Annotated in this window: 35 protein-coding genes; all 35 read left to right on the top strand. The window is 33.4% G+C overall.

Annotated elements, in window-relative coordinates; translation table 11 throughout:
- Window positions 1-110: 110 nt before the first annotated feature.
- Complete coding sequence (gene galE, locus Q0V08_RS01745) at window positions 111-1,085, top strand: UDP-glucose 4-epimerase GalE (protein WP_297431534.1); 975 nt, start codon at window positions 111-113, stop codon at window positions 1,083-1,085.
- 16 nt (window positions 1,086-1,101) lie between these two features.
- Window positions 1,102-1,950, top strand: coding sequence for a hypothetical protein (locus Q0V08_RS01740; RefSeq protein ID WP_297431532.1), 849 nt, complete (start codon window positions 1,102-1,104; stop codon window positions 1,948-1,950).
- A gap of 9 nt (window positions 1,951-1,959) precedes the next feature.
- The gene (yqeB, locus tag Q0V08_RS01735) at window positions 1,960-2,796 is read left to right on the top strand and encodes a selenium-dependent molybdenum cofactor biosynthesis protein YqeB (protein ID WP_297431530.1); all 837 of its coding nucleotides are present in this window, start codon (window positions 1,960-1,962) and stop codon (window positions 2,794-2,796) included.
- On the top strand, window positions 2,765-3,556 hold the full coding sequence (locus Q0V08_RS01730; protein ID WP_297431528.1) for an XdhC family protein: 792 nt from the start codon (window positions 2,765-2,767) through the stop codon (window positions 3,554-3,556). The genes yqeB and Q0V08_RS01730 overlap by 32 nt, the downstream gene beginning before the upstream one ends.
- The gene (gene moaC / locus Q0V08_RS01725) at window positions 3,540-4,010 is read left to right on the top strand and encodes a cyclic pyranopterin monophosphate synthase MoaC (protein ID WP_297431526.1); all 471 of its coding nucleotides are present in this window, start codon (window positions 3,540-3,542) and stop codon (window positions 4,008-4,010) included. Before Q0V08_RS01730 ends, moaC begins: the two co-directional genes overlap by 17 nt.
- Complete coding sequence (locus tag Q0V08_RS01720; protein ID WP_297431524.1) at window positions 4,003-5,340, top strand: sodium:glutamate symporter; 1,338 nt, start codon at window positions 4,003-4,005, stop codon at window positions 5,338-5,340. The genes moaC and Q0V08_RS01720 overlap by 8 nt, the downstream gene beginning before the upstream one ends.
- 65 nt (window positions 5,341-5,405) lie before the next feature.
- Window positions 5,406-7,307 (top strand): ABC-F family ATP-binding cassette domain-containing protein, encoded by a 1,902-nt coding sequence (locus Q0V08_RS01715; protein WP_297431522.1) that lies wholly within the window; start codon window positions 5,406-5,408, stop codon window positions 7,305-7,307.
- Between the two features lie 122 nt (window positions 7,308-7,429).
- On the top strand, window positions 7,430-7,798 hold the full coding sequence (rpsL, locus tag Q0V08_RS01710) for a 30S ribosomal protein S12 (RefSeq protein WP_023051095.1): 369 nt from the start codon (window positions 7,430-7,432) through the stop codon (window positions 7,796-7,798).
- Window positions 7,799-7,823: 25 nt separating this feature from the next.
- A complete protein-coding gene (gene rpsG, locus Q0V08_RS01705; protein WP_023051096.1) occupies window positions 7,824-8,294 on the top strand; it encodes a 30S ribosomal protein S7 in 471 nt (156 codons plus the stop codon).
- A gap of 36 nt (window positions 8,295-8,330) precedes the next feature.
- Window positions 8,331-10,412: an elongation factor G gene (gene fusA / locus Q0V08_RS01700; RefSeq protein WP_297431520.1), complete on the top strand. Its 2,082-nt coding sequence runs from the start codon at window positions 8,331-8,333 to the stop codon at window positions 10,410-10,412.
- A 112-nt stretch (window positions 10,413-10,524) separates the two neighbouring features.
- Window positions 10,525-11,709: an elongation factor Tu gene (gene tuf / locus Q0V08_RS01695; protein ID WP_040406695.1), complete on the top strand. Its 1,185-nt coding sequence runs from the start codon at window positions 10,525-10,527 to the stop codon at window positions 11,707-11,709.
- Between the two features lie 204 nt (window positions 11,710-11,913).
- Complete coding sequence (rpsJ, locus tag Q0V08_RS01690; RefSeq protein ID WP_023050803.1) at window positions 11,914-12,225, top strand: 30S ribosomal protein S10; 312 nt, start codon at window positions 11,914-11,916, stop codon at window positions 12,223-12,225.
- Between the two features lie 183 nt (window positions 12,226-12,408).
- Window positions 12,409-13,035 (top strand): 50S ribosomal protein L3, encoded by a 627-nt coding sequence (gene rplC, locus Q0V08_RS01685; RefSeq protein ID WP_040407289.1) that lies wholly within the window; start codon window positions 12,409-12,411, stop codon window positions 13,033-13,035.
- A 30-nt stretch (window positions 13,036-13,065) separates the two neighbouring features.
- Window positions 13,066-13,698, top strand: coding sequence for a 50S ribosomal protein L4 (gene rplD / locus Q0V08_RS01680; protein WP_023050805.1), 633 nt, complete (start codon window positions 13,066-13,068; stop codon window positions 13,696-13,698).
- Window positions 13,698-13,985, top strand: coding sequence for a 50S ribosomal protein L23 (gene rplW, locus Q0V08_RS01675; RefSeq protein WP_297431515.1), 288 nt, complete (start codon window positions 13,698-13,700; stop codon window positions 13,983-13,985). Before rplD ends, rplW begins: the two co-directional genes overlap by 1 nt.
- Before the next feature lie 89 nt (window positions 13,986-14,074).
- On the top strand, window positions 14,075-14,905 hold the full coding sequence (gene rplB, locus Q0V08_RS01670) for a 50S ribosomal protein L2 (protein ID WP_297431513.1): 831 nt from the start codon (window positions 14,075-14,077) through the stop codon (window positions 14,903-14,905).
- 24 nt (window positions 14,906-14,929) lie between these two features.
- A complete protein-coding gene (rpsS, locus tag Q0V08_RS01665) occupies window positions 14,930-15,211 on the top strand; it encodes a 30S ribosomal protein S19 (RefSeq protein ID WP_023050808.1) in 282 nt (93 codons plus the stop codon).
- A 47-nt stretch (window positions 15,212-15,258) separates the two neighbouring features.
- Window positions 15,259-15,591, top strand: a complete 333-nt coding sequence (rplV, locus tag Q0V08_RS01660) for a 50S ribosomal protein L22 (RefSeq protein WP_023050809.1) — start codon at window positions 15,259-15,261, stop codon at window positions 15,589-15,591.
- 15 nt (window positions 15,592-15,606) lie between these two features.
- Entirely contained in the window at window positions 15,607-16,263 is a 657-nt protein-coding gene (gene rpsC, locus Q0V08_RS01655; protein WP_023050810.1) for a 30S ribosomal protein S3, read from the top strand.
- 2 nt (window positions 16,264-16,265) lie between these two features.
- A complete protein-coding gene (gene rplP / locus Q0V08_RS01650; RefSeq protein WP_023050811.1) occupies window positions 16,266-16,688 on the top strand; it encodes a 50S ribosomal protein L16 in 423 nt (140 codons plus the stop codon).
- Complete coding sequence (gene rpmC / locus Q0V08_RS01645; protein ID WP_023050812.1) at window positions 16,688-16,870, top strand: 50S ribosomal protein L29; 183 nt, start codon at window positions 16,688-16,690, stop codon at window positions 16,868-16,870. Before rplP ends, rpmC begins: the two co-directional genes overlap by 1 nt.
- Window positions 16,871-16,920: 50 nt before the next feature.
- Window positions 16,921-17,172, top strand: a complete 252-nt coding sequence (gene rpsQ, locus Q0V08_RS01640) for a 30S ribosomal protein S17 (protein ID WP_023050813.1) — start codon at window positions 16,921-16,923, stop codon at window positions 17,170-17,172.
- Between the two features lie 34 nt (window positions 17,173-17,206).
- A complete protein-coding gene (rplN, locus tag Q0V08_RS01635) occupies window positions 17,207-17,575 on the top strand; it encodes a 50S ribosomal protein L14 (RefSeq protein ID WP_297431509.1) in 369 nt (122 codons plus the stop codon).
- 22 nt (window positions 17,576-17,597) lie between these two features.
- Window positions 17,598-17,939, top strand: a complete 342-nt coding sequence (gene rplX, locus Q0V08_RS01630; RefSeq protein WP_297431507.1) for a 50S ribosomal protein L24 — start codon at window positions 17,598-17,600, stop codon at window positions 17,937-17,939.
- Between the two features lie 18 nt (window positions 17,940-17,957).
- The gene (rplE, locus tag Q0V08_RS01625) at window positions 17,958-18,509 is read left to right on the top strand and encodes a 50S ribosomal protein L5 (RefSeq protein ID WP_297431505.1); all 552 of its coding nucleotides are present in this window, start codon (window positions 17,958-17,960) and stop codon (window positions 18,507-18,509) included.
- A 22-nt stretch (window positions 18,510-18,531) separates the two neighbouring features.
- Entirely contained in the window at window positions 18,532-18,819 is a 288-nt protein-coding gene (gene rpsN / locus Q0V08_RS01620; RefSeq protein WP_023050817.1) for a 30S ribosomal protein S14, read from the top strand.
- A 23-nt stretch (window positions 18,820-18,842) separates the two neighbouring features.
- Window positions 18,843-19,238, top strand: coding sequence for a 30S ribosomal protein S8 (rpsH, locus tag Q0V08_RS01615; protein WP_297431503.1), 396 nt, complete (start codon window positions 18,843-18,845; stop codon window positions 19,236-19,238).
- Between the two features lie 18 nt (window positions 19,239-19,256).
- Window positions 19,257-19,793 (top strand): 50S ribosomal protein L6, encoded by a 537-nt coding sequence (gene rplF / locus Q0V08_RS01610; protein ID WP_297431501.1) that lies wholly within the window; start codon window positions 19,257-19,259, stop codon window positions 19,791-19,793.
- 47 nt (window positions 19,794-19,840) lie between these two features.
- Complete coding sequence (rplR, locus tag Q0V08_RS01605) at window positions 19,841-20,209, top strand: 50S ribosomal protein L18 (RefSeq protein WP_023050820.1); 369 nt, start codon at window positions 19,841-19,843, stop codon at window positions 20,207-20,209.
- Window positions 20,210-20,233: 24 nt separating this feature from the next.
- Window positions 20,234-20,734: a 30S ribosomal protein S5 gene (gene rpsE / locus Q0V08_RS01600; RefSeq protein ID WP_023050821.1), complete on the top strand. Its 501-nt coding sequence runs from the start codon at window positions 20,234-20,236 to the stop codon at window positions 20,732-20,734.
- A gap of 13 nt (window positions 20,735-20,747) precedes the next feature.
- Entirely contained in the window at window positions 20,748-20,930 is a 183-nt protein-coding gene (gene rpmD / locus Q0V08_RS01595) for a 50S ribosomal protein L30 (protein ID WP_023050822.1), read from the top strand.
- 3 nt (window positions 20,931-20,933) lie between these two features.
- Window positions 20,934-21,413, top strand: a complete 480-nt coding sequence (rplO, locus tag Q0V08_RS01590; protein WP_023050823.1) for a 50S ribosomal protein L15 — start codon at window positions 20,934-20,936, stop codon at window positions 21,411-21,413.
- Between the two features lie 37 nt (window positions 21,414-21,450).
- Window positions 21,451-22,731, top strand: coding sequence for a preprotein translocase subunit SecY (gene secY, locus Q0V08_RS01585; RefSeq protein WP_023050824.1), 1,281 nt, complete (start codon window positions 21,451-21,453; stop codon window positions 22,729-22,731).
- Window positions 22,732-22,788: 57 nt separating this feature from the next.
- Window positions 22,789-23,430, top strand: coding sequence for an adenylate kinase (locus Q0V08_RS01580; RefSeq protein ID WP_297431497.1), 642 nt, complete (start codon window positions 22,789-22,791; stop codon window positions 23,428-23,430).
- Window positions 23,431-23,455: 25 nt separating this feature from the next.
- Window positions 23,456-24,223 carry a type I methionyl aminopeptidase gene (gene map, locus Q0V08_RS01575; protein WP_297431495.1) on the top strand — a complete coding sequence of 256 codons (768 nt, stop codon included), beginning with the start codon at window positions 23,456-23,458 and terminating at the stop codon, window positions 24,221-24,223.

Here is a 24,223-nt window from a genome sequence, read left to right as displayed (position 1 = left end):
TACTTGGGGGGCAGCCCCCTGGGAGGATAGGAAGTTGCCAATCTTTTTTTATTTTTTGTAAAATTGTGCTATAATTTAATAGATAAAATTAAATTGTAGAGAGGTGTTATATGAAAAATATATTAGTTACTGGTGGCGCGGGTTATATAGGAAGCCATGCAGTGGTAGAATTATTGGATTCAGGGTATAATGTTATAGTTTTAGACAATTTAGAAAATGGATATATAGAGCTAGTTGATAAGAGAGCAAAATTTTATCAAGGAGATATAAGAGAGATAAATTCTTTTGAAAATGTTTTTAAAGAGAATAAAATAGATGCAGTAATGAATTTTGCTGGTTATATAAAAGTTGGTGAAAGTGTTTTTGAACCAAATAAATATTATCTAAATAATACTTATGGAGTAATGAATGTAATTGAAGTTATGAAAAAATATAGTGTAAAAAATATAATTTTTTCATCAACTGCTGCAGTTTATGGTGAAGTTAAATGCGAAGGATTAGTGTATGAAGACTATCCAACTAATCCAATAAATCCTTATGGAGCTAGTAAGCTAATGGCTGAAAGAGTTATAATAGATGCTGCAAAAGCATATGGAATGAATTATTCTATATTTAGATATTTTAATGTTGGAGGAGCTCATGAAAAATATCATATAGGACAAAAAGGTGATGGTGTAACAGCTTTAATTCCAATAATTTTACAAGCTGCAAAAGGAGAAAGAGAAAAACTAAGTATCTACGGAGATGATTATCCAACAAAAGATGGAACAGGTATAAGAGATTATATTCATGTAGTTGACTTGGTAAGAGCACATATTGCTGCTTTACCAGCATTAGCTAAAAATATTAGTGGAATCTATAATTTAGGAAATGGAAATGGATTTTCAGTTTTAGAGATGTTAAATGCAGCTAAAAAAGTTACAAATATTGATATAAAATCAGAGGTAGTTGAAAAAAGAGAAGGAGATCCAGCATCAGTGGTAGCAGCTAGTGAAAAAGCGAGAGAAGTTTTAGGGTGGAAACCTGAATATACAGATGTTGAAAAAATAATTGAAACAGCTTGGATTTGGTATAGAAGTCTTTAGAAAACAGAGGTGAACTATGGAATTTTTTAAAAGAATTTTTATGAAAAAAAAGAATCAAGAAATTATAAAAAGTGAAGAAAGTATAGAGAAAAATATAAAAGAAAGTATTCAATGTAATAGTGAAAATTGTGGATGCAAAAGTTGTGAACATAAGGAAGAAAAGAATGGAGATTATTTAAAAAATATTTGTATACAAATAGAGACGATTCCATGTGAACCTAACCCGTATTTTGTAGTAAATGATGAAAGTGCAAAATTTTTTGAAGAGTTCGAAATAAGAATGACTACAATATGTAGAATGTATAGTATAAATAGTATCTTTTTAAAAGAATATCAGAAAGTCTCAAGAGAATCTTTAACCTCTACAAGAGATAATGAAAAAGAATTTTCTAAATATAGTAAATGTTATTTCATAAACAATAATGCTTTTAAAGAGATACATCATATGAGTAATTTATTAAATATTTTTATGATATTTGAAGTTCTATTGAAAAATATAACTAAAGATATTGCTTATGATAAACATTTAGATTTAGAAGAGATTCAAAATAAAAATATGTCTTATTTAAATAGTTATATTCTATTTTTAGAAGAAGCAATGAAAAATAGATTTTCTTTAGATGAAAATGAGAGAAATTTTATTGGAATTGTTAGAAAAATTAGGAATGATTATCTTCATGATTATATGACAGAGATACCTGAATCGATAGAAAAAGAGATAGTTAAAATATTTAATTTAAGGACAGGAAAAAGAATTACAGTAGATGAATATTTTATTGAAAATACTTGTAAAATTTTTGGTGAAATAGCAAAAAGGTTAGAAGGGTCATATTGGGAGTATAAAAATAAATTTCTTGAAAAATAAGGAGAGATTATGTTAGCTATAATTAGGGGAGCAGGAGATTTAGCAACAGGAGTTATTTATTGTTTGTATAAATGTGGATTTAAAATGTTAGTTTTAGAAATAGATCAACCTAGTTCTATTCGACGAACAGTTTCATTTTCAGAGTGTATATATAATTCTAATGGTGAACAAATAGTTGAAGGGGTAAAATCTAGAAAAGTAGAAACACTTGAAGAGATTAAAAAGTGTTGGTTAAACAGAGAGGTACCAATAGTAATTGATCCATGGGGAAAGTGGATAAAAGAATTAAAACCTAACATCGTAGTAGATGCTATTATAGCAAAGAAAAATTTAGGAACAACAATAACAATGGCACCAATAACAGTTGGATTAGGACCTGGATTTATAGCAGGAAAAGATGTTGGAACTGTTATAGAAACAATGAGAGGTCATAATTTAGGAAGAGTTATAAAAGTTGGTGAAGCCGAAAAAAATACGGGAAATCCTGGAGATATAGCTGGAGTTACCGTGGAAAGAGTTATTTATGCTAAAATATCTGGGAAGTTTAAATCTTTCAAAAAAATTGGTGATTTTGTAAAAAAGGATGAACCGATAGGAAGTATTGATAGTGAATTGGTTAGGGCTACCATAGATGGATTATTGAGAGGAATAATCAGAGATAATTATGATGTAAAAAAAGGTTTAAAGATTGCTGATATAGATCCAAGATTAAACCAATATAATAATTGCTTTACAATATCTGATAAAGCTAGAGCTTTAGGTGGTTCGGTTCTTGAAGCTATTTTTAGTGAAATTGTAGAGAAAGGGGAGAAAGATGGATTTAAATATTTTGGAGAAAATTTTTGAAATTGTAAAATCAGGAAAAAGGGTAGCTCTAGTAACAATAACTAAATCCAGTGGATCAACACCTAGAAAAGAGGGAACTTTAATGGGTGTATGGGAAGATGATTTTATAGGAACTATTGGTGGAGGATTGGTAGAGCATAGAGTTATTAATCAAGCTAAAAAGTGCTTAGAAGAAAATGAAAATCAAAGTTTTAATCACGATTTAACAAAAGAGGCTGAACTAGGAATGAGTTGTGGTGGTAGTGTCGAGGGATATATAAAAGTTATAAATCCTAAAAATCGTATTGTTATTATAGGAGCAGGGCATATAGGACAGAAGTTGTATGAGATACTAGAAAGTTCTGATTTTGAAAGAGTTATTCTTGATGATAGAGAAGAGAATGAAAATTTTTCATTGGATATAAAAATAGGAGATTATGAGCAGCTTATAGAAGAGTTAAACGAAAATGAAAACTCTTATTATATAATTGTAACTAAGGGACATGCAACAGATGAAAAAGCATTAAGAAGTGTTTTAAAAAAGCAAAGCAGATATATTGGAATGATTGGAAGTAAGAAAAAGGTTATAGAAATCAAAAAAGGGATACTAGAAAGTAGAGTAGTTATACCTGAAGAAAAACTATACTCTCCAATTGGATTAAAACTATCTGATGGAAGTCCATATGAAATTGCTATAGAGATTATGGCTGAGATATTAAAAGTTAAAAATAATGGAGAGTTGATTCATAGGAGGCTTACAAAAGATGTTAACACATTTTAATGAAGATGGAAAAGCAATAATGGTAGATGTAACGGAAAAAAAAGAAACTAAAAGAGTCGCGATAACAAGTGGAAAAATTACAATGAATGAAGAAACTTATAATAGAGTAAAAGAGGGAAATATTGAAAAGGGAGATGTATTAGGTGTCGCTAGAGTTGCAGGTATTATGGCAGCTAAAAAAACTAGTGATTTAATTCCAATGTGTCATCCATTATTTCTAACAGGTGTAGAAGTTGAATTTAATTTTTCAGATGAAGATCTAACTATTGAATCTAAAGTAACCGTTAAAACTTTTGGAAAAACAGGTGTGGAAATGGAAGCTTTAACAGGTGTATCTACAGCACTTTTAACAATTTATGATATGTGTAAGGCTATGGATAAAACAATGTTAATTAGTGATATAAAGTTATGTAAAAAAACAGGAGGAAAATCAGGAGAATTTATAAATGAATGATTTTTTAAATATAACAGCCTATCTTAGTATTCTATTAATATTAGGAATAGTTATAAAAAGTAGAGTTAAGATATTTCAAGAACTGTTTATGCCAGCTTCGGTAATAGGTGGAGTGATTGGATTGGTTATAGGGCCAGATTTTTTAGGAAAATATTATGAAGTTATACCTAAAAGTTGGATGAATGATATAAAATCTATACCTGGAATTTTGATTATACCTATTTTAGTTTCTATTCCTTTAGGAATGGAGTTAGGAAGAAAAAATAAAGTTTTTCAAAATACAATAAATACTGGTGGAATATTGTTCTTAGTAACATTTATACAATTATTTGTAGGATATCTTATTAATTTTATTTTTGATAAAATATTTAATATTAAATTGTATAAAAGTTTTGGTGCTGAATTAAATTCTGCATTTGCAGGTGGGCATGGAACAGCTGGAGTAGTTGCTAGAACATTAAAAGAATTAGGAAGTAACTATTGGGAGTTAGCTCAAGGAGTAACGGTAACACTAGCAACAATTGGTTTGGTTACAGGAATTATTTTTGGTATATTTCAAATCAAAAGAAAATTTGGAAATACTTTAACAAATGAAGTATTGTTAGAATATAAAAATGGATATATAAAAGATAAGGAAAAACAAGGGAACTTAGGAAAAGAAACTATGTTAACAACAACAGTAGATACTTTAGCTTATCATTTAGCTATTATTTTTTCTGTTTCTGGTTTAGCTATAATAACATTAAATATATTTAAAAAATTTCAAATTCCATTGTTATCAAAACTAACAATTTGGTCATTTGGCATGATAGTTATGTTTTTTATTTGGAAGATAATGATAAAACTAAGATTGGATTGGAGTATAGATTTGAAAGTAAAAGGAAAAATAACAGGAACATTAACAGAGTTTGCAATAGTTGCAGCAGTAACAACGATTCCTTTGAAAGGTGTTATAAGTTACATATTTCCTATTCTAGTTACTAGTTTAGTTGGATTTTCAATTACTTGGATAGTAATAGATCAACTTTCTAAAAAATACTTTAAAGATTATCATTTAGAAAGAACTTTGGCGATGTTTGGAACATCAACAGGAGTATTTATAACAGGTTTATTACTATTAAGAATATGTGATCCTAAACTAGAAACACCAGTTTTGCAAGACTATTCATTAGGATTTTCAATAACAGCGTTATTAGGTCCAATTTTAATAGCGATATGTATTCAACTAAGTTTTACATATAACTATTTTTATCCACTGGGACTTTTAACTGGGTTAATTAGTTTAACAATTTTAAGTTTAGAATATTATAATAAAGGAGTGGAAAGATAAATCCACTCTTTTTTTTAAACTTATGATATAATTAAAGGGATAAATATATAAAAAGGAGAATGATGATGGCTTTATTAAGTGTAAATAGTTTATATAAAGGCTTTTCAGGAGAGTCTTTGCTAAAAGATATTACATTTTCAATAGATGAAAAGGATAGAATTGGAATAATAGGAGTTAATGGTGCAGGAAAATCAACGTTAATAAAAATGATGATGGAATTAGAAGAGGGAGATCCTAATCCAGAAACAAATGAAAGAGGAACAATTTCTAAAAAAGGTGGATTAAAAATAGGGTATCTTTCTCAAAGTATAAACCTAAATAAAGAAAATACAATTTTTGATGAGCTAATAGGTGTATTTTCTAATTTAAAATCAGATTATGAAAGAATAAAAGAATTAAATAATTTAATTGCAAATGATCTAGAAAACTTTGATAAACATATGGAAGAGTTAGCTATTTTAAGTAGTAGATATGAGCAAGAAGAAGGATATGCAATTGAATATAAAGTGAAACAAATACTAATAGGTTTAAGTATTCCAGAAGAGATGTGGAAAGTACAAATAAAAGATCTTTCAGGGGGACAACAGTCAAGAGTAGCTCTAGGAAAAATTTTGTTAGAAGAACCAGAGTTATTAATACTAGATGAACCAACTAACCACTTAGATTTAGTAGCAATTGAATGGTTAGAAAAATTTTTAAAAGATTATCCAAAAGCTTTTGTAGTTATATCACATGATAGATATTTTTTAGATAATATTGTTAATAGAGTTTTTGAAATAGAAGGGAAAACATTAAAAGCTTATAAAGGTAATTTTTCTGAGTATGTGATTCAAAAAGAAGCTTATTTATCAGGTGCGGTAAAGTCTTTTGAAAAAGAGCAGGATAAAATTAGAAAAATGGAGGAGTTTGTAAGACGTTATAAAGCTGGACAGAAATCAAAACAAGCTAGAGGAAGACAAAAACTTTTAGATAGAATGGAAAAAAGTGACAATCCAATCATAGGAGTAAGAAAAATTAAACTTAAATTTGAAGTTGAAACTCCAAGTGTAGATAAAGTTTTAGAATTAAAAAATTTAAGTATGAGTTATGGAGAAAAGAAACTTTTTAATAATTTGAATTTAACAGTTTTTAGAGGAAATAGAATTGGAATAATTGGAAAAAATGGAGTTGGAAAATCAACTATTTTAAGAATTGTCAATGGGTTAGAAAAAGCTAAAAGTGGAGTTGTAGAATTAGGAGAAAGAGTAAAAATAGGTTATTATGACCAAAATCATCAAGGGTTAAAAATGGAAAATACAATATTAGAAGAGTTGTTGTATACTTTTCCAATGAGTGATGAAGAAGCAAGAACTATAGCAGGTGGATTTCTTTTTTCAGCAGATGATGTAGACAAAAAGATAAAATCTCTATCAGGAGGAGAAAAAGCTAGAGTAGCTTTTATGAAACTGATTTTATCAAAGCCTAATTTTTTAATATTAGACGAACCAACAAATCACTTAGATATTTATTCTAGGGAAATATTAGAAGAAGCTTTAGAAGATTACGATGGGACAATTATTGTTGTATCTCATGATAGATATTTTTTAGAAAGTGTTGTTAATAATATATACGAGGTTACTAAAGATGGGGCAACTTTATTCAAAGGAGATTACGAAACATATATTTCGCAAAAGGATAATGTGAAGCTAAAAGATGAAACAGCAGGTTTAAATTATGAAGAACAAAAAAGAAATAGAAATAGAATAACAACTTTAGAAAAAAAATATAAAAAATTAGAAGAAGAAATTGAAAGATTAGAAAGTGAAAAAAGTGATTTAGAAAAGAAGTATGAAATTGCTGGAAAAAATAACAATTTGGATGAATTAATGGACATTCAAAAAGAGATAGATTTAAGAGATGAAAGAATTCTAGACACTATGGAAAGCTGGGATGAAACAGCTCTAGAACTAGAGGAATTAAAAAAATAGTTGTAAAAAAATAAAATTGTGGTAAAATTATCTTTGACTTTTTGCAATAAAGCTATTATAATACTTAAGTTAAATATTATTTAAAAATAATAAATAAAAAAATTCAGAGGAAGGAGGGTAAAATGCCTACTTTAAGTCAATTAGTAAAAAAAGGAAGACAAACTCTAGAAGAGAGTAAAAAATCACCAGCATTACAAGGAAACCCACAAAGAAGAGGAGTGTGTGTAAGAGTTTATACTACTACACCTAAGAAACCAAACTCAGCTTTAAGAAAGGTTGCCAGAGTAAAATTAACTAACGGAATCGAAGTAACTTCATACATCCCAGGAGAGGGACACAACTTACAGGAGCACTCAATCGTTCTAGTAAGAGGAGGAAGAACAAAAGATTTACCAGGAGTTAGATATAAAGTTATCAGAGGAGCTTTAGATACAGCTGGAGTTGCTAAGAGAAAACAATCAAGATCTAAATACGGAGCTAAAAAAGCGTAATAATTATTAAGGAGGTGGACAGTAAATGTCAAGAAGAAGAGCAGCAGTAAAAAGAGATGTATTACCTGATTCAAGATATTCTGATAAAGTTGTAACTAAAGTTATCAACTCTTTCATGTTAGATGGAAAAAAGTCAATCATTGAAGGAATATTCTATTCTGCAATGGATTTAATAAAAGAAAAAACTGGTCAAGAGGGGTACGATGTATTTAAGCAAGCATTAGATAACATTAAGCCACAGATCGAAGTAAGATCAAGAAGAATCGGAGGAGCTACTTATCAAGTTCCAGTAGAAGTAAGACCTGAGAGACAACAAACTCTTGCTATCAGATGGTTAACTACTTATACAAGACAAAGAAAAGAGTATGGAATGATCGAAAAGTTAGCAGCAGAGTTAATAGCAGCAGCAAACAATGAGGGAGCTACTATTAAGAAGAAAGAAGATACTTACAAAATGGCAGAAGCTAACAGAGCTTTCGCACACTACAAGTTCTAATTTCAGTTGTAATTTAAAATTTAGGAGGATAACAAAATGGCTAGAAGCGTTTCTTTAGAAATGACTAGAAACATTGGTATCATGGCTCACATCGACGCAGGAAAGACTACTACAACAGAGAGAATCTTATTCTATACTGGAGTAGCTCATAAAATTGGAGAGGTTCACGAAGGTGCCGCTACAATGGACTGGATGGAGCAAGAGCAAGAGAGAGGTATCACAATTACTTCTGCTGCTACAACATGTTTCTGGAAAAATCACAGAGTAAATATAATAGACACACCAGGACACGTGGACTTTACAGTTGAGGTTGAAAGATCTCTTAGAGTACTTGATGGTGCAGTTGCTGTATTCTCAGCAGTTGACGGAGTACAACCACAGTCTGAAACAGTTTGGAGACAAGCTGACAAATATGGTGTACCTAGAATAGCTTTCTTTAATAAAATGGACAGAATCGGAGCTAACTTCGAAATGTGCGTTAACGATATTAGAGAAAAATTAGGATCTAATCCAGTACCTATTCAATTACCAATCGGTGCAGAGGATGACTTCGAAGGAGTTATCGACTTATTAACAATGAAAGAAATTGTTTGGCCAAAAGATTCTGACAATGGACAGAATTTTGAAGTTAAAGATATCAGAGCTGAATTAGCAGATGCTGCTGAAGAAGCTAGAAACTTCATGATTGAATCAGTAGTAGAAACTTCTGATGAGTTAATGGAGAAATTCTTCGGAGGAGAAGAAATCTCTGAAACTGAAATCAACGTTGCTTTAAGAGCTGCAACATTAGCAAACACAATAGTACCAGTTACTTGTGGAACTGCATTCAAAAACAAAGGAGTTCAAGCTTTATTAGATGCTATCATCACATATATGCCAGCTCCAACAGATAAAGGAATAATTAAAGGAACAGACGTTAAGAACGAAGAGTTAGAAATAACTAGAGAGATTTCAGATAACTCTCCATTTGCTGCTTTAGCATTTAAAGTTATGACTGACCCATTTGTTGGAAGATTAACGTTCTTCAGAGTTTACTCAGGAGTTCTTACAAAAGGATCTTATGTTTTAAACTCAACAAAAGGTAAAAAAGAGAGAATGGGAAGAATTCTTCAAATGCACGCAAACAAAAGAGAGGAAATCGAAGTTGTTTACTGTGGAGATATCGCAGCAGCAGTTGGATTAAAAGATACAACTACTGGAGATACTCTATGTGCTGAAGATGCACCAATCGTTCTAGAGAAAATGGAATTCCCTGAGCCAGTAATCTCAGTTGCAGTTGAGCCTAAGACAAAAGTTGACCAAGAGAAAATGGGTCTAGCTTTATCAAAGCTTGCTGAAGAGGATCCTACATTCAGAGTTAAAACTGATGAGGAAACTGGACAAGTAATCATCTCAGGAATGGGAGAATTACACTTAGAGATCATCGTTGACAGAATGAAGAGAGAATTCAAAGTTGAGTCAACAGTTGGTAAACCACAAGTTGCTTATAGAGAAACTATAACTCTTAAACAAGATCAAGAAGTTAAGTATGCTAAGCAATCTGGAGGAAAAGGACAGTTCGGACACGTTAAGATTACTCTTGAGCCAAACCCAGGTAAAGAGTTCGAATTTGTTAACAAAATATCAGGAGGAGCAATTCCTAGAGAATATATTCCTGCTGTTGAAAAAGGATGTAGAGAAGCTCTTGAAGGTGGAGTTGTAGCTGGTTACCCTATGGTTGACTTAAAAGTTACACTTTATGATGGATCATACCATGAGGTTGACTCATCAGAGATGGCATTCAAAATTGCTGGATCTATGGCACTTAAGCAAGCTGCTCAAAAAGCAAAACCAATCATCCTTGAGCCAATCTTCAAAGTAGAAGTAACTACTCCTGAAGAGTACATGGGAGATATCATAGGAGATATCAACTCAAGAAGAGGAATGATCGGAGGAATGACTGATAGAAACGGAGCGAAGATAATTAACGCTAAAGTACCTTTATCAGAAATGTTTGGATATGCAACTGATTTAAGATCTAAATCTCAAGGAAGAGCAACTTACTCTATGGAATTTGAAGAGTATGCACAAGTTCCTGCATCAGTTCAAAAAGCTATCCAAGAAGAGAGAGGAAGATAATAATTTATCTTTTTTAAAACTTCAACTTGAAAAAAGTTTAATAATGTTGTGACTCTTAGATGAGTCACAACAAAAATTATAAAATACAAAGAAAAATAGGAGGAAATTTCAAATGGCTAAAGAAAAATTTGAAAGAAGCAAACCGCACGTTAACATTGGAACAATCGGACACGTTGACCACGGAAAAACAACAACAACAGCAGCAATATCTAAAGTATTATCAGATATGGGACTAGCTAAGAAAGTAGATTTCGCTAACATCGACGCTGCACCAGAAGAGAGAGAAAGAGGAATCACAATCAATACAGCTCACATCGAGTACGAAACAGTAGAGAGACACTACGCGCACGTTGACTGTCCAGGTCACGCGGATTACGTAAAGAACATGATCACTGGAGCAGCACAAATGGACGGAGCTATCTTAGTTGTATCAGCAGCAGATGGTCCAATGCCACAAACAAGAGAGCACATCCTATTATCAAGACAGGTTGGAGTTCCATACATCGTAGTATACTTAAACAAAGCTGACATGGTAGACGACGAAGAGTTATTAGAGTTAGTTGAAATGGAAGTAAGAGAGTTATTAACAGAGTACGGATTCCCAGGAGACGATTTACCAGTAATAATGGGATCATCTTTAGGAGCAATGAACGGAGAAGAGAAATGGGTTAACCAAATCAAAGCTCTAATGGACGCTGTAGATTCTTACATTCCAACACCTGCAAGAGCAGTAGACCAACCATTCCTAATGCCAATTGAGGATGTATTCACAATTACAGGAAGAGGAACAGTTGTAACTGGAAGAGTAGAAAGAGGAATTGTAAAAGTTGGAGAAGAGATTGAAATAGTAGGAATCAAAGATACTACAAAATCAACTTGTACAGGAGTAGAGATGTTCAGAAAGCTGTTAGATCAAGGTCAAGCAGGAGATAACATCGGAGCATTATTAAGAGGAATCAAGAAGGAAGATGTTGAGAGAGGACAAGTATTATGTAAGCCAGGATCAATATTACCACATACAGGATTCAAATCAGAGGTATACGTATTAACTAAGGAAGAGGGAGGAAGACATACTCCATTCTTCTCAGGATACAGACCACAGTTCTACTTCAGAACTACAGATATAACTGGAGCAATCAACTTACCTGAGGGAGTAGAAATGGTAATGCCAGGAGACAACATTGAGATGACAGTAGAGTTAATCCACCCAATCGCAATGGAGCCTGGATTAAGATTCGCAATCAGAGAGGGAGGAAGAACAGTAGCTTCTGGAGTTGTTGCAGAAATTACTAAGTAATCTTACTTAATATAAGTGAAATTTAGTTCATATAGGAGGGGACTTTGTCCCCTTTTATATTCTTAAGAAAGCTAGATAAAAAAACTTTTAAATAAAAACAAAAAACATTTGCTTTTTGTAAAAAATGTGATATAATTACCAGAGTGTACAAAAGAATTATTTAATTCTTTTAATCGAAACTTTTAAGGAGGTGCGAAAAGTAAAATGGCTTCTAACAAGTTAAGAATTTACTTAAAAGCTTATGATCACACTTTATTAGATCAATCAGCTAAAAAAATAGTAGAAGTAGCAAAGAAATCTGGAGCAGAAATTGCAGGACCTATGCCACTACCTACAAAGATTAAAAAATATACTGTACTAAGATCAGTACACGTAAACAAAGACTCGAGAGAGCAATTCGAGATGAGAGTGCACAGAAGAATGGTAGAGATTAAAAACTCTAACCCTAAGACAATTGCTTCTTTAACAGCAGTTAACTTACCAGCTGGTGTTGGAATCGAAATAAAGCAAGCATAATTGTTTGAATGAAAAGATTCTGAGAAAAAAGCAGACGGCTGATTTTCGGGTAATTTGATGCTAATTGAAGAATTAAATTATCCTTACAGAATAATACAAGTTGGCGTTTTTTTTTAAAGAAAAAGTGGTGGAACCACGAGGGCAAGTTGTCAACCAATATATTATTTGATGGAGGTAAAACACATGTCAGGAATTTTAGCAAAAAAAATTGGAATGACTCAAATTTTCGAAGATGGAAAATTTATTCCAGTTACAGTTGTTGAAGCTGGACCTAACTATGTTCTTCAAAAGAAGACTGTAGAGAATGATGGTTATTCAGCTTTACAATTAGGATTTGACGAGAAAAAAGAAAAAAATACTACAAAGCCATTAATGGGAATTTTTAACAAAGCTGGTGTAAAGCCGTTAAGATTTGTTAAAGAGTTAAAAGTTGATTCAGTAGAAGGAATCGAACTTGGACAAGAGATCAAAGTAGATGCTTTAGCAGAGGTTGCTTTCGTAGACATTACAGGAACTTCAAAAGGTAAAGGAACATCAGGAGTTATGAAGAGACATAACTTCAGTGGAAACAGAGCTTCACACGGTGTTTCTAGAAACCACAGACTTGGAGGATCTATAGGAATGTCGTCTTGGCCTGGAAAAGTTCTTAAGAACAAGAAAATGGCTGGACAATACGGAAATGCAACTGTAACAGTTCAAAACTTAAAAATTGTTAAAGTTGACGCAGAAAACAACTTACTACTAATTAAAGGTGCAGTACCTGGTCCAAAGAACGGATATATCGTTGTAAAGCCAGCTGTAAAGAAATAATTAGTTAGTAGATGAGGAAGGAGGAAAATAATGGCAGTTTTAAACATATATGACTTAGCAGGAAACCAAACTGGTACTGTAGAAGTTAAAGATTCTGTATTTGGAATCGAGCCTAATCAAGCAGTATTACATGAAGTATTAACTGCAGAGTTAGCAGCTGCTAGACAAGGAACTGCAGCTACTAAAACTAGAGCTATGGTTAAAGGTGGAGGAAGAAAGCCTTTTAAACAAAAAGGAACTGGAAGAGCTAGACAAGGTTCTATAAGAGCTCCACACATGGTAGGTGGAGGAGTAACATTCGGACCACAACCAAGATCATACGAGAAAAAAGTAAACAAAAAAGTAAGAAATCTTGCTTTAAGATCAGCACTTTCTGCGAAAGTTGCTGCTGGAGAAATCTTAGTTCTTGATGGAACTATCGAAGCTCCAAAAACAAAAACAATAATCGCTTTAACAAATGCTTTAACAGCAAATACAAAGCAATTATTCGTTGTAAATGACCTTGCTACAGAAGCTGATTACAACTTATATTTATCAGCTAGAAACTTAGAGAACGCAGTAGTTCTTCAACCAAATGAGATTGGAGTTTACTGGTTATTAAAGCAAGAGAAAGTTATCGTAACTAAGGAAGCGTTAACGACAATCGAGGAGGTGCTTGCATAATGACTGCTTACGATATCGTAAAGAAGCCTGTAATCACTGAGAAAACTGAGATTTTAAGAAGAGATTACAACAAGTACACATTTGAGGTAAGTCCTAAAGCAAATAAAGTTGAGATTAGAAAAGCTATCGAAACTATATTTAACGTAAAAGTTGAATCTGTAGCTACAATCAACGTAAAGTCAATTACTAAGAGACATGGAATGAAACTTTACAAGACTCAAGCTAAGAAAAAAGCTATTGTTAAATTAGCTGCTGGAAACACAATAACTTACTTCGCAGAAGTATAATTGAAAGATAATTAGAGGTTTAGTTCTTTATATATAAAAGGATAAAGCTAAAGATAATTATAGGTCAGGAAATTTTGGAGGTTAACAAAATGGCAATTAGAAAGTTAAATGCTATAACTAATGGTACTAGACATATGTCTAGATTAGTTAACGAAGATTTAGATAAAGTTAGACCTGAAAAGTCTTTAACTACTCCATTAAAATCTGCTTATGGTAGAGATAACTATGGACACAGAACTTGTAGAAATAGAGACAAGGGACACAAAAGACTTTACAGAATCATCGACTTTAAAAGAAATAAATTAGATGTACCTGCAAAGGTAGTATCACTAGAGTACGATCCAAATAGAACTGCAAACATTGCATTACTATCGTACGCAGACGGAGAGAAGAGATATATTCTTGCTCCAAAGGGACTTAAGAAAGGTGATATCGTAATGGCTGGTTCAAATGCTGAAATAAAGCCAGGAAATGCTCTTAAATTAAAAGAGATGCCTGTTGGATCACAGATACACAACGTTGAGTTACAAAGAGGAAAGGGTGGACAATTAGTTAGATCTGCAGGAACTGCAGCAAGACTAGTTGCAAAAGAAGGAACTTACTGTCACGTTCAGTTACCATCAGGTGAATTAAGATTAATTCACGGAGAATGTATGGCAACTATCGGTGAAGTAGGAAACTCTGAGCACAGCCTAGTATCACTAGGTAAAGCTGGAAGAAACAGACACAAAGGAAGAAGACCTCACGTAAGAGGATCTGTAATGAACCCTTGTGATCACCCACACGGTGGAGGAGAAGGTAAAGCTCCTGTTGGAAGAAAATCTCCTATGACTCCTTGGGGTAAACCAGCTCATGGTGTTAGAACAAGAGGAAGAAAAACTTCAGACAAGTTTATCGTAAGAAGAAGAAACGAAAAGTAATTTTCGAGAGGAGGCTAATAGGTAATGGCTAGATCATTAAAAAAAGGACCTTTTTGTGACCACCACTTAATGAAAAAAGTTGAGGAAGCAGTAGCTACTGAGAATATAAAAGCGGTAATAAAGACTTGGTCTAGAAGATCAACAATATTCCCTAACTTTATAGGATTAACATTTGGTGTTTACAATGGTAAAAAGCACATACCAGTTCATGTGACTGAGCAAATGGTTGGACATAAACTAGGTGAGTTCGCACCAACTAGAACATACTATGGTCACGGTGTAGACAAAAAGAAAAAGAAAAAATAATCGATTTTAAATTAATAAATTGATAGTAGGAAAAGGAGGTTGGACTAGTGGAAGCTAGAGCAATAACTAGATTCGTAAGATTATCTCCAAGAAAAGCTAGACTTGTAGCAGACTTAGTGAGAGGAAAATCAGCATTAGAAGCTTTAGATACGTTAGAGTTTACTAACAAAAAAGCAGCTAGATTTATAAAGAAAACACTAGCATCAGCAATTGCTAATGCAACTAACAACTTCAACATGGATGAGGAGAAGTTAGTAGTATCAACTATAATGATAAACGACGGACCAGCGCTTAAGAGAATAATGCCAAGAGCGATGGGAAGAGCAGATATAATAAGAAAACCAACAGCACACATTGTTGTGGCAGTGTCTGAAAAGTAGTAAGGAGGTAAGACTGTGGGACAAAAAGTAGACCCTAGAGGACTGAGACTTGGAATAACAAGAACTTGGGATTCTATCTGGTATGCAGATAAAAAAGAATACGCAAAGTTCTTCCATGAAGATACAAAGATCAGAGAAATGATCAAAAAGAACTACTTCCACGCGGGAATTTCGAAGGTAAAAATCGAGAGAACTTCTCCGTCGCACGTTGTAGTTTTAATACACACAGCTAAAGCTGGAATAATCATCGGAAGAAAAGGTTCTGAAATAGAATCATTAAGAGCTAAACTTGAAGCTATGACTGGAAGAAAAGTTACAGTTAAAGTTCAAGAGGTTAAAGAATTCAATAAAGATGCAACTTTAGTTGCAGAAAATATAGCTACATCTATCGAGAAGAGAGTAGCTTACAAAAGAGCAGTAAGCCAAGCTGTTATGAGAGCAATGAAAGCAGGAGCAAAAGGAATCAAAGTTATGGTTTCTGGAAGATTAAATGGTGCTGAGATCGCAAGATCTGAGTGGGTAGTAGAAGGAAAAGTACCTCTACATACATTAAGAGCAGATATCGACTATGCAACAGCTACATCTCATACAACATATGGAGCTCTTGGAATCAAGGTTTGGATCTTCCACGGTGAAGTACTTCCAACTAAGAAGGAAGGAGGGGAAGCGTAATCATGTTAATGCCTAAAAGAACGAAACATAGAAAAATGTTTAGAGGAAGAATGAAGGGTACAGCTCAAAGAGGTAACACTGTTGCTTTCGGAGATTACGGATTACAAGCCCTTGAGCCAGCATGGATAACAAACAGACAGATTGAATCTTGTAGAGTTGGAATCAACAGAACATTCAAAAGAGAAGGTAAGACTTTCATTAGAATATTCCCAGATAAGCCAATTACTGCTAGACCAGCTGGAGTAAGAATGGGTAAAGGTAAAGGAAACGTAGAAGGTTGGGTAGCAGTAGTTAAACCTGGAAGAATAATGTTCGAGGTATCTGGTGTTACTGAAGAGAAAGCAATAGCAGCTTTAAGAAAAGCTTCTATGAAACTTCCTATCAGATGTAAGATTGTAAAAAGAGAGAATGGTGGTGAGAACTAATGAGAGCTAAGGAAATAAGAGAAATATCTACTGAAGACTTAGTAGTAAAGTGTAAAGAGCTTAAGGAAGAACTTTTCAACCTAAAGTTTCAACTTTCATTAGGACAAGTAACTAACACTGCTAAGATTAGAGAAGTAAGAAGAGAGATCGCAAGAATAAACACTATATTAAACGAAAGATAATTAAATCTTAAAGTTAGAATATAGATTCTTAAGAAGAGGAGGTCAAAATCTTGAGAAACGAGAGAAAAGTAAGAGAAGGAATCGTTGTTTCTGATAAGATGGACAAGACGATAGTTGTTGCTATCGAAACAATGACATTACACCCAATCTACAAAAAGAGAGTTAAGAAGACTATGAAGTTCAAAGCGCATGACGAGAACAACGTAGCTCAAACTGGAGATAAAGTAAGAATCATGGAAACTAGACCATTATCTAGAGATAAGAGATGGAGACTAGTTGATATTATAGAGAAAGCTAGATAATAATCCAAATTATTGTTGAGAGGAGGATAATTTAATGGTACAACAACAAACTATCCTTAATGTTGCTGATAACTCGGGAGCTAAAAAACTTATGGTTATAAGAGTTCTTGGAGGATCTAGAAGAAGATTCGGAAGAATCGGTGACATTGTTGTGGCATCAGTTAAGGAAGCAATACCTGGTGGAAACGTTAAAAAAGGAGACGTAGTAAAGGCAGTTATTGTTAGAACAAGAAAAGAATTAAGAAGAGAAGATGGATCATATATTAAATTTGATGATAACGCAGCTGTTATCTTAAATAACAATAATGAACCAAGAGCAACAAGAATCTTCGGACCAGTTGCAAGAGAATTAAGAGCTAAAGACTTCATGAAGATAGTATCACTAGCTCCAGAAGTAATATAATTGAGAGAGGAGGCTAATTGTCGTGGCTAAACCTAAGATTAAATTTGTACCAGAGTCATTACATGTAAAAACTGGAGATACAGTTTACGTAATATCTGGAAAAGATAAAGGAAAAACAGGTAAGGTTTTAAAAGTATTCCCTAAAAAAGGAAAGATTGTTATTGAGAATATCAATATGATCACAAAGCATATGAAACCTTCACAAATAAACCCACAAGGTGGAGTTGTAACTAAACCAGCTCCAATGTTCTCTTCAAAAGTAATGTTATTTGATGAGAAAGCTGGTAAGCCAACTAGAGTTGGATACAAGTTTGTGGACGGTAAAAAAGTAAGATACTCTAAAGTATCTGGAGAAACTTTATAAGAGAGGAGGAGAACGTAAGTGTCTAAATACGTTTCTAGATATCATAAGTTATATAACGAAACAATAGTTGCTAACTTAGTAAAAGAGTTAGGATTATCTAACGTTATGGAATGTCCAAAATTAGACAGAATCGTTGTTAACATGGGAGTAGGAGAGGCAACTCAAAACTCTAAGTTAATCGATGCTGCAATGGCTGATTTAGCAATAATCACAGGACAAAAGCCAGTTGTAAGAAAAGCAAAAAAATCAGAAGCTGGATTTAAGTTAAGAGAAGGAATGCCAATCGGTGCAAAAGTTACTTTAAGAAAAGAGAGAATGTACGATTTTCTAGATAGATTAGTAAATGTAGTTCTTCCAAGAGTAAGAGACTTCGAAGGAGTTCCAGCGGATTCATTCGACGGAAGAGGAAACTACTCTTTAGGATTAAGAGATCAATTAGTTTTCCCTGAGATCGAATTTGATAAAGTTGACAAGCTTTTAGGAATGTCTATCACTATAGTATCTTCAGCTAAAACAGATGAAGAAGGAAGAGCTTTACTTAAGGCATTCGGAATGCCTTTTAAAAAGTAAATAGTGAGGAGGTTAATAATAAATGGCTAAAAAGTCAATGATCGCTAGAGAAGTTAAAAGAACAACTTTATGCGACAAATATGCTGAAAAGAGAGCTGAACTGAAGAAGAGAATCAACGAGGGAGATATGGAAGCTATGTTTGAGCTAAACAAATTACCTAAGAACTCTTCAGAAGTTAGAAAGAAAAATAGATGTCAATTAGATGGAAGACCAAGAGGATTCATGAGAGAATTCGGAATTTCGAGAGTTAAGTTCAGACAATTAGCAGGTGCTGGACTTATTCCAGGTGTGAAGAAGTCATCTTGGTAATTGATGAAAGGAGGATTTAATAGATGTTTTTAACAGATCCAATTGCAGATATGTTAACAAGAGTTAGAAATGCAAATGCGGTAATGCATGAGAAAACAGATGTTCCTCACTCTAACATAAAAGAGAGAATCGCTGAGATTTTAAAAGAAGAGGGATATATTTCTAACTACAAAATTGTAACAGATGGAAATAAAAAGAATATAAGAGTATACTTAAAGTATGACGGAAAAGAAAGAGTAATCAAAGGAATCAAGAGAATATCTAAGCCAGGAAGAAGAGTTTATTCTTCTGTAGAGGATATGCCAAGAGTATTATCAGGTTTAGGAATCGCTATTGTTTCAACTTCTAAAGGAATCGTAACAGATAGAACTGCTAGAAGAGAGAACATGGGTGGAGAAATTCTTGCATTCGTTTGGTAATAACTAGGAGGTAGCCATATGTCAAGAGTAGGTAAAAAGATCATAGTGGTACCTGCTGGGGTAGAAGTTACATTAACTGCAGGAAACGTAGTTACTGTAAAAGGACCTAAAGGTACTTTAACTAAAAAATTTAACGAAGAGTTAACAATAAATGTGGAAAACAATGAGATCACAGTTGCAAGACCAAACGATCTACCAGCTGTAAGAGCTATACACGGAACTACAAGAGCACTTTTAAACAACATGGTTGTTGGAGTATCTGAAGGTTTCAAGAAAACTCTTACACTTGTTGGAGTTGGATACAGAGCTACTGAGAAAAATGCTGGATTAGAGATGGCTTTAGGTTATTCTCACCCAGTTGTAATCAATGCTGTTGAAGGAATCAAAATGACAGTTGAGAAAAATACAACTATCCACATTGAAGGAATAGAGAAAGATGTAGTAGGACAAGTTGCTGCTGACATCAGATCTAAGAGAGCTCCAGAGCCTTATAAAGGAAAAGGAGTTAAGTATTCTGACGAAGTAATCAGAAGAAAAGAAGGTAAGAAATCATAATACTAACTAAAAAAGGTTAGTGTGCTGAGAATAAGGAGGTTAAAAAGTTGTTTAAGAGAGTTAATAGAGACGCTATTAGAAGAAGAAAGCACTTATCTATCAGAAGCAAGATTTCTGGTACAGCTGAGAGACCAAGACTTTCTATATATAGATCAAACAACAACATTTTTGCTCAATTAGTTGATGACGTAAATGGAGTAACTTTAGTTTCTGCATCTACTATCGATAAAGAGATCAAAGGAAATGTAAAGCACGGTGGAAACATCGAGTCTGCTAAGCTTGTTGGAAAAGCAATCGCTGAAAGAGCTGTAGCAAAAGAAATATCTGTTATAGTATTTGACAGATCTGGATATAAATACACAGGAAGAGTAGCTGCCCTTGCAGAGGCTGCAAGAGAAGCAGGACTTAAATTCTAATTCTTGTAGAGAGGAGGACTTCACTTGTCTAAGTTAGTTAAAGAAGAAAAACAATTTCAAGAGAAATTATTGAAGATTTCTAGAGTTTCTAAGACAACTAAAGGAGGAAGAACTATATCTTTCTCTGTTTTAGCTGCTGTAGGAGACGCTGAAGGAAACGTAGGAATAGGACTAGGAAAAGCGAATGGTGTACCTGATGCAATCAGAAAAGCAATCGCTTCTGCTAAGAAAAACATGGTAAAGGTTTCATTAAAAGGAACTACTATTCCTCACGAAATCGTTGGTAAATGGGGAGCAACATCTATATGGATGGCACCAGCTTATGAAGGTACTGGAGTTATCGCAGGATCATCTTGTAGAGAGATTCTTGAGTTAGCAGGAGTACATAACATCCTTACAAAAATTAAAGGATCAAGAAATAAGTTCAACGTTGCAAGAGCTACAATTGAAGGATTAGCAGCATTAAGAACTGCTGAAGAAGTTGCAGCTTTAAGAGGAAAAGAAGTAAAGGAAATCTTAAGCTAGGAGGTAAAAAAAGATGGCAAAGCTTAGAATAGAGCTTGTAAAAAGCATAATCGGAAGAAAGCCTAACCATATAGCAACTGCAAAGTCGCTAGGGCTTAAGAAGATGAATGATGTTAGAGAGCACAATGTAACTCCAGAGTTAATGGGGAAAATTGCTCAAATATCTTACCTAATAAAAGTAGAGGAGGTGCAATAATCAATGAAATTAAATGAATTAAAGCCTTCTGTACCAAGAAAAGCTAGAAAAAGAATCGGAAGAGGAGAGTCTTCTGGATTAGGAAAGACTGCTGGAAAAGGAAGCAATGGACAAAACTCTAGAGCTGGAGGAGGGGTAAAACCTTACTTCGAGGGTGGACAAATGCCTCTATACAGAAGAACTCCAAAGAGAGGATTCTCTAACGCAATATTCAGAAAAGATTATGCAATAATAAACTTATGTGATTTAAATAGATTCGAAGAGGGAACAGAAGTAACTCCAGAGTTATTAGTAGCTGCTGGTGTTATCAAGAAAACTCTTGCTGGAATCAAAGTTTTAGGAAACGGAGAGCTAGAGAAGAAAGTATCTGTAAAAGCTCACAAAGTTTCTGCTTCTGCGAAAGCAGCTATCGAAGCAAAAGGTGGATCTGTAGAGATTCTTGAAGTTAAAACTTTTGCTGATGTAGCAAAAAATAACAAGTAATTAAAAGACTAGTTATTTCAATGTGAGGTGAAGAATTTTGGGTTTAATTGAAAAGTTTGAAACGAAGCTTAGAGGTATATTTAAAATTCCGGAACTGAGAGAGAGAATCATCTTCACCTTATTAATGTTCCTAGTAGCTAGGGTAGGGACATATATCCCTGCTCCTGGTGTGGACATTGATCGTTTGGCTCAAATGACTGCGCAAAGTGATTTACTAGGATATATTAATATGTTCTCAGGTGGGGCTTTCCAAAGAGTATCTATATTCGCATTGGGAATTGTACCATATATCAATTCATCAATCGTGTTTAGTTTACTTGCTGTAATTATTCCTAAAATTGAAGAGATTCAAAAAGAGGGAGAATCAGGAAGAAATAAGATTACTCAATGGACTAGATACCTAACAATTGTAATAGCTATAGTCCAAGGAATTGGGGTATGCACTTGGTTACAATCGGTAGGATTAGTAACAACACCAGGGTTTACATTTTTCTTAACAACAATAACAACTTTAACGGCAGGAACAATATTTTTAATGTGGGTAGGGGAACAAATATCTATCAAAGGTATAGGTAATGGAGTTTCGCTACTAATCTTTTTAAATGTTATTTCAGGAGCTCCGGGAGCTGTTATTCAAACTATACAAGATATGAGAGGGAGTAAGTTTCTTATTCCTGTTTTGTTATTAGTGGGGATTGCTGCAATTATAACAATTGCGGGAATTGTTGTATTCCAATTAGGGCAAAGAAAAATACCAGTTCACTATGTAGGAAGAGGATTTGCTGGAAATAATGGAATGGGTCAGAATTCTTATATTCCATTGAAGTTAAATAGTTCAGGAGTAATGCCTGTAATTTTTGCTTCTGTGGTGATGATGATACCTTCTTTAGTAGTAAACATGCTTCCCGGAGAGTTTTCTGGAAAGGTAATACTTGCTAGAATATTTGGTGACCAGCATCCTGTATATTTAATACTATATGCTGCTGTAATTATATTCTTCTCGTTCTTCTACACTTCAATAGTTTTCGATCCTGAAAAGGTTGCAGAAAATTTAAAACAAGGTGGAGGTACGATTCCAAGTATTAGACCTGGAGCAGATACGGCTGATTATCTTGAAGGAGTTGTAACTAGAATAACTTGGGGTGGAGCTATATTTTTAGCTTTAATCGCAATTGCGCCTATGGTACTATTTAAAGCTTTTGGACTACCAATATTCTTTGGTGGAACAGGAATAATAATAGTAGTAGGGGTAGCACTAGATACTGTACAACAGATAGATGCTCATCTTATCATGAAAGAGTATAAGGGATTTTTATAAAATCTTGGCACGGCATATGTCGTGCCCTTTTTATTTTAAATAGAGGAGATGAAAGTAATGAATATAATGTTATTTGGAGCACCAGGTGCTGGAAAAGGAACACAAGCGAAATTCATAATTGATAAGTATGGAATTCCACAAATTTCAACTGGAGATATGCTAAGAGCAGCTATTTCAGAAGGAACTGAAATGGGAATGGAAGCTAAGAAATTTATGGATGAAGGAAAATTAGTTCCAGATTCAACTATAATAGGAATCATAAAAGATAGATTATCACAGGAAGACTGTAAAAAAGGATTTATTTTAGATGGTTTTCCAAGAACATTAGCACAAGCAGAAGCATTAGAGGAATTATTAAAAGAGTTAAATATGAACTTAGATAAAGTTATTTCTTTAAATGTTCCAGATGAGTTAATTGTTGGAAGAGTAGTTGGAAGAAGAGTTTGTCCAAATTGTGGAGCATCTTTCCATATTGAAAATAATCCACCAAAAGTAGAAGGAAAATGTGACTATTGTGGATCAGATTTAATCATAAGAAAAGATGATAATAAGGACACTGTTGAAAAAAGATTATCTGCATATCATGAGCAAACAGCACCTCTATTTAATTTCTACTCTAAAAGAGGAGTAATGGTAGAGTTAGACGGAACTAAAGAAATAAATGAAATTGCAAAGGAAATCTTTGATATTTTAGGATAACTTTAGAAACCCAGAAAGGAAAATTATGGTTATAATAAAAACTAGAGAAGAAATAGAAAAAATAAAAAAGCCATGTCAATTAATCGCAAGATTATATACAGAGTATCTACCAAAATACATTAAACCTGGAATCTCAACATATGAATTAAATAAGATTATTGAAGATTATTTAATTGATAATGGTGCAGAACCAGCTACAATAGGTGTTGGAGGACCAATAAATCCTTATCCAGCGGGTTCATGTATATCTGTAAATGAAGAGGTAGTTCATGGGGTTCCAAAAAACAATAAAATTCTTCAAAATGGAGATATTGTAAGTGTTGATGTAGTGGCAAGAATAGATGGATTCTATGGAGATTCAGCAATAACATATGCAGTTGGTGAAATTGATGAAGAATCACAAAAATTAATTGATGTTACTAGAGAAGCAAGAAGAATTGGAATTGAAGAAGCAGTTGCAGGAAATAGACTTGGTGATATAGGAAATGCAATCCAAAAATATGTAGAGTCAAATGGATTTACTGTAGTTAAAGATTTTGCTGGGCACGGAGTAGGAAAAGCTATGCATGAAGATCCTTGTATCCCGAACTTTGGTAGAAAAGGTAGAGGATTAAAAATCGAGGAAGGTATGGTTTTAGCTATAGAACCAATGGTAAACATTGGGACTTACAAAGTGAATATAACTGATGATGGATGGACAGTAGTAACAAGAGATGGGAAGCGTTCAGCACATTTCGAGCACACTGTTGCCATAATAGATGGAAAACCTGTTGTTTTAACTGAGTTAGATTAA

This window comes from uncultured Cetobacterium sp. (assembly GCF_947038635.1).
In the GTDB taxonomy this organism is placed as follows: Bacteria; Fusobacteriota; Fusobacteriia; order Fusobacteriales; family Fusobacteriaceae; genus Cetobacterium_A.
Note: the sequence above shows the minus strand (reverse complement) of the source record. Positions and strands in the feature narration are given on the sequence as shown.

What these genes read in the sequence shown, in the direction of transcription:
- rplB (WP_297431513.1), top strand. Translation starts at nt 14,075, where the DNA reads ATGGCAATTAGAAAGTTAAATGCTATAACTAATGGTACTAGACATATG.
- rpsG (WP_023051096.1), top strand. Translation starts at nt 7,824, where the DNA reads ATGTCAAGAAGAAGAGCAGCAGTAAAAAGAGATGTATTACCTGATTCA.
- Q0V08_RS01580 (WP_297431497.1), top strand. Translation starts at nt 22,789, where the DNA reads ATGAATATAATGTTATTTGGAGCACCAGGTGCTGGAAAAGGAACACAA.
- Q0V08_RS01740 (WP_297431532.1), top strand. Translation starts at nt 1,102, where the DNA reads ATGGAATTTTTTAAAAGAATTTTTATGAAAAAAAAGAATCAAGAAATT.
- map (WP_297431495.1), top strand. Translation starts at nt 23,456, where the DNA reads ATGGTTATAATAAAAACTAGAGAAGAAATAGAAAAAATAAAAAAGCCA.
- Q0V08_RS01715 (WP_297431522.1), top strand. Translation starts at nt 5,406, where the DNA reads ATGGCTTTATTAAGTGTAAATAGTTTATATAAAGGCTTTTCAGGAGAG.
- rplP (WP_023050811.1), top strand. Translation starts at nt 16,266, where the DNA reads ATGTTAATGCCTAAAAGAACGAAACATAGAAAAATGTTTAGAGGAAGA.
- rpsJ (WP_023050803.1), top strand. Translation starts at nt 11,914, where the DNA reads ATGGCTTCTAACAAGTTAAGAATTTACTTAAAAGCTTATGATCACACT.
- rplW (WP_297431515.1), top strand. Translation starts at nt 13,698, where the DNA reads ATGACTGCTTACGATATCGTAAAGAAGCCTGTAATCACTGAGAAAACT.
- Q0V08_RS01730 (WP_297431528.1), top strand. Translation starts at nt 2,765, where the DNA reads ATGGATTTAAATATTTTGGAGAAAATTTTTGAAATTGTAAAATCAGGA.
- galE (WP_297431534.1), top strand. Translation starts at nt 111, where the DNA reads ATGAAAAATATATTAGTTACTGGTGGCGCGGGTTATATAGGAAGCCAT.
- rplF (WP_297431501.1), top strand. Translation starts at nt 19,257, where the DNA reads ATGTCAAGAGTAGGTAAAAAGATCATAGTGGTACCTGCTGGGGTAGAA.
- moaC (WP_297431526.1), top strand. Translation starts at nt 3,540, where the DNA reads ATGTTAACACATTTTAATGAAGATGGAAAAGCAATAATGGTAGATGTA.
- Q0V08_RS01720 (WP_297431524.1), top strand. Translation starts at nt 4,003, where the DNA reads ATGAATGATTTTTTAAATATAACAGCCTATCTTAGTATTCTATTAATA.
- rpsS (WP_023050808.1), top strand. Translation starts at nt 14,930, where the DNA reads ATGGCTAGATCATTAAAAAAAGGACCTTTTTGTGACCACCACTTAATG.
- rplD (WP_023050805.1), top strand. Translation starts at nt 13,066, where the DNA reads ATGGCAGTTTTAAACATATATGACTTAGCAGGAAACCAAACTGGTACT.
- rpsH (WP_297431503.1), top strand. Translation starts at nt 18,843, where the DNA reads ATGTTTTTAACAGATCCAATTGCAGATATGTTAACAAGAGTTAGAAAT.
- fusA (WP_297431520.1), top strand. Translation starts at nt 8,331, where the DNA reads ATGGCTAGAAGCGTTTCTTTAGAAATGACTAGAAACATTGGTATCATG.
- yqeB (WP_297431530.1), top strand. Translation starts at nt 1,960, where the DNA reads ATGTTAGCTATAATTAGGGGAGCAGGAGATTTAGCAACAGGAGTTATT.
- tuf (WP_040406695.1), top strand. Translation starts at nt 10,525, where the DNA reads ATGGCTAAAGAAAAATTTGAAAGAAGCAAACCGCACGTTAACATTGGA.
- rplN (WP_297431509.1), top strand. Translation starts at nt 17,207, where the DNA reads ATGGTACAACAACAAACTATCCTTAATGTTGCTGATAACTCGGGAGCT.
- rplC (WP_040407289.1), top strand. Translation starts at nt 12,409, where the DNA reads ATGTCAGGAATTTTAGCAAAAAAAATTGGAATGACTCAAATTTTCGAA.
- rpmD (WP_023050822.1), top strand. Translation starts at nt 20,748, where the DNA reads ATGGCAAAGCTTAGAATAGAGCTTGTAAAAAGCATAATCGGAAGAAAG.
- rpsL (WP_023051095.1), top strand. Translation starts at nt 7,430, where the DNA reads ATGCCTACTTTAAGTCAATTAGTAAAAAAAGGAAGACAAACTCTAGAA.
- rplO (WP_023050823.1), top strand. Translation starts at nt 20,934, where the DNA reads ATGAAATTAAATGAATTAAAGCCTTCTGTACCAAGAAAAGCTAGAAAA.
- rpsN (WP_023050817.1), top strand. Translation starts at nt 18,532, where the DNA reads ATGGCTAAAAAGTCAATGATCGCTAGAGAAGTTAAAAGAACAACTTTA.
- rpmC (WP_023050812.1), top strand. Translation starts at nt 16,688, where the DNA reads ATGAGAGCTAAGGAAATAAGAGAAATATCTACTGAAGACTTAGTAGTA.